The sequence below is a fragment of the Microbacterium sp. Bi128 genome (genome assembly GCF_918698205.1).
In genome coordinates, this window is the sequence record NZ_CAKKMM010000801.1 from 1 (window position 1) to 2,308 (window position 2,308).

The window sequence follows — 2,308 nt, forward strand, 5'->3', positions numbered from 1 at the left end:
TCGTGCCCGCGATGATGGCGGGAACCAGCAGCGGAAGCATGACCAGGCGCATGGTGGTGAGCGGCTTCGCGCCCAGATCCCCGGAGGCCTCCAGCAGGGAGTCGGGCACCCGGTCAAAGCCCGCGTAGATCGGCAGGATCATGTACGGCAACCAGATGTAGGACAGGGTCAGGATGACGGCGGTTTCGCCGTAGCCCGGCGAGGACAGGCCGATCGGGGTCCCCAGCCACTCCAGCAGCCCACCCTCGGACAGGACATTCCGCCAGGCGTAGGCCTTGACCAGGTACCTTGCCCACAGCGGCATGAGCACGGCCACCACGAGCAGTTTCTCCCAGCGGGCGGGAGCGACCTTGGCGATGAAGAAGGCGATGGGCAATGCCAGGACCATGTCAATCACGGTGACTGCCACGGCGATCCACAATGTCCGCAGGGTGATCCGCTGATACACCGGATCGGTCAGGACCGTGACGATGTTTTCCGTGGTCCAGACCGTGGACACCTCCCCGGTGAAGGTATCCACGGTCCAGAACGCGGTGATGAGCAGTGCCGCCAAAGCGGCGATGTACACCAGCACCAGCCAGCCCGCCGGGGCGGTGAGCAGGGCCGCCAGCCTCAGCCGGGGCGAGCGGTGCAGCAACGCCGAAAAGGCGTTGGTTTTCGCCCGTGGCACGGCCCCGGCATCACCGGGCGCCCCGGGCGGCAGCTGTTGCGTATGAAGTGCCATCTCGCCTTAATCTCTGCCGGCCCCCGGGGCCGGCTCGTTCGTAAGGGTTTGGTGCGGCAGAGCCGGAATCAGCCCTTAATTTCCGTCCAGGCCTTGGTCCATTCCGAATAGTCGGTGCACTTGACGTCCTTGCGGCCATCGAGGCACTCGGCCACCGGTGTGGTCCAGAACCAGATCCTGTCGGCGTAGGCCGCATCACCTGAGTGGTACGTCTGGCAGTGGTTGGGATCCTTGGTCAGCTCGCAGGCTTTCGCGTTGGCCGGCGATTCGCCAAAGTACTCCGCCACCTGGGCGTTCGGCTTGGGGCTGGCGATGTAGTCGAGCCACTTGTAGGCGCAGTTCGGGTTCTTGGTCTTGGACCCGATCATCCAGGTGTCCGACCAGCCGGTGGCGCCCTCGTCCGGGACGAGGGTCGCGACCTTGGCGCCGTCTGCCGTCGCGATGTTGGCCCCCACCTGCCAGGTGGTGCCGACCACGGTGCTCCCGGACGTAAAGGCCTGGACCTCCTTGACGACGTCGCTCCAGTACTCGCCGATGTGCGTCCGCTGCTGCTTGAGCAGGTCGACGGCCGCGGCCAGCTGGTCCTTGTCGAGGGCATAGGGGTTCTTGATGCCGAGGTCCGGCTTATGGGCCATGAGGTACATGGCGGCATCGGCGATGTAGATGGGCGAGTCGTAGGCCGTGACCTTGCCGGTGTTCTTGGCGGCGTCGTCAAACACAGCGCTCCAGGAGGCGGGGGCCGGGGCGACCTTGTCCGTGGAGTACATCAGCAGGTTGGCGCCCCAGCCGTGGGGCATTCCGTAGTTGACGCCGTTGACGGTGTTCCAGGCTTTGTCCTTCAGGAACGGGTAGATGTCCGGGTAGTTCTTCAGCAGGCTCATGTTGACCGGTTGCACGTCCTGGCCGGCGATCAGGCGCAGCGACGCATCCCCGGAGGCCGAGATAACGTCGTACTGTCCCGTGCGCATGAGCGTCACGGCCTCGTCCGAGGTGCCGAACGGCTTGAAGCTGACCTTGCACTGGGTTTCCTGTTCGAACGGATGCACCCAGTCGACGGCCGGGTCGTTGCTGCCATCCTCGACGTAGCCGGGCCATCCGAGGATGGACACCTGGCCTTCACCGGTGCCGATCTCGGTTTTGACCGGCTGCGCCGACTGTGCAGAACCCGATCCGCCGCTGGTTCCGCAGGCCGACAGCGCGAGGGCTGCGGCCGCAACCACCCCGACTACGAGGGAGGCCTTAGTTCTTGGTGCCATGATCCGTACCTTTCGCTGTGGAGAAAAACTCTGGACTGGAACGCTGCGCCGCGGCACGGACGGCAACCCCGCCCGGCATGGCCCGGCGTCAGGTAGTGCCGGGGACCGGAAGCCAAACGACGGCGTCGTCGTCCCAGCTGACTGTGACGGGCCCGTTTACCAGATCGGTGTCTCTGCCGGGCAGCTTTTCCGGAACGAGCGCGACGACGGCGGGTCCGCCGTCGAGCTGCACCCGCACCTGGGTGGCGTGCCCGACGTAAACGAACGACGTCACTGTCCCGGGCCGGGAGGTGGTGCCGGAACGGCGCTCCGGTTCGCCGGCCCAGGC

3 protein-coding genes are annotated in these 2,308 nt (G+C 65.9%); all 3 read right to left on the reverse strand.

The features are described from left to right. Positions 1 to 670, reverse strand: a 670-nt coding sequence (locus LQV45_RS26435) for an ABC transporter permease (RefSeq protein WP_230009676.1), incomplete at its 3' end; no start/stop codon positions are given. Positions 671 to 792: 122 nt separating this feature from the next. Further along, positions 793 to 1,980 (reverse strand): ABC transporter substrate-binding protein, encoded by a 1,188-nt coding sequence (locus LQV45_RS26440; RefSeq protein ID WP_230009677.1) that lies wholly within the window; start codon positions 1,978 to 1,980, stop codon positions 793 to 795. Between the two features lie 88 nt (positions 1,981 to 2,068). After that, the coding region (locus LQV45_RS26445; RefSeq protein WP_230009678.1) for a TOBE domain-containing protein at positions 2,069 to 2,308 on the reverse strand (240 nt) is incomplete at its 5' end.